Raw genomic sequence first — 729 nt, 5'->3', positions numbered from 1 at the left:
GCCTCGGCCATGTGGGAATGGCAGGTGGCGCCGCAGGTGACGCTCACCAATGCCGTGCGGGTCGACGCGCTGTGGCTGTCCCACCAGGGACCGCAGTTCACCATCCCCGGAGGGGGGGCGCTCTACCGCGACGTCGACCTGGTCGAGCCGAGCTTCAACAGCGGCATCGTGTGGAAGCCGACCGGGGCCGACACGGTGCGCCTGTCGGCGGCCCGTGCCGTCCAGCTCCCGAGCCTCGTCGATTTCGGCCTCAAGGCGGACTACGGCCCTGCCGTGCTGGTCGGGAACCCCGGCTTGCTCCCGTCCGCCGTCACCAACTTCGAGGTCGACTACGACAGGAGCCTGGCGGTGCTGCCGGCGATCCTGCGACTGGCGCTGTTCGCGCAGAGCCAGGACAATTCGATCGGATCCCCCTTCGGCTCCGGCGTGAAACTCCTGCCGACGGGACAGGTCCTCGAGACGGCACAGAACTTCGGCTCCAGCCGGGAGCTGGGCGGCGAACTCGGGATGCGCGGCAGCACGGGCTTCGGGCTGCGGTGGAACGCGAGCTACGCGCTCGCGGCCGTGCGCGACGACACGCCGGCGAGCGTCACCGCCATGGCGCCGGCCATCGCCTACCAGCGCCAGACGCCCGTGCACTCGGTCATCGCCGGGCTCGGCTACAGCTGGGGGCGCTTCGACGTCGACCTGCAGGCGCGCTGGCAGTCCGAGTACCAGGACTTCCACACC

1 protein-coding gene is annotated in these 729 nt (G+C 70.6%); it reads left to right on the top strand.

Annotated features, from left to right (window positions below):
* The coding region (locus D3273_RS28660; protein WP_165359775.1) for a TonB-dependent receptor domain-containing protein at window positions 1-729 on the top strand (729 nt) is incomplete at both ends.

This window comes from Lichenibacterium minor, from assembly GCF_004137685.1.
Lineage (GTDB): Bacteria > Pseudomonadota > Alphaproteobacteria > Rhizobiales > Beijerinckiaceae > Lichenihabitans > Lichenihabitans minor.
Note: the sequence above shows the minus strand (reverse complement) of the source record. Positions and strands in the feature narration are given on the sequence as shown.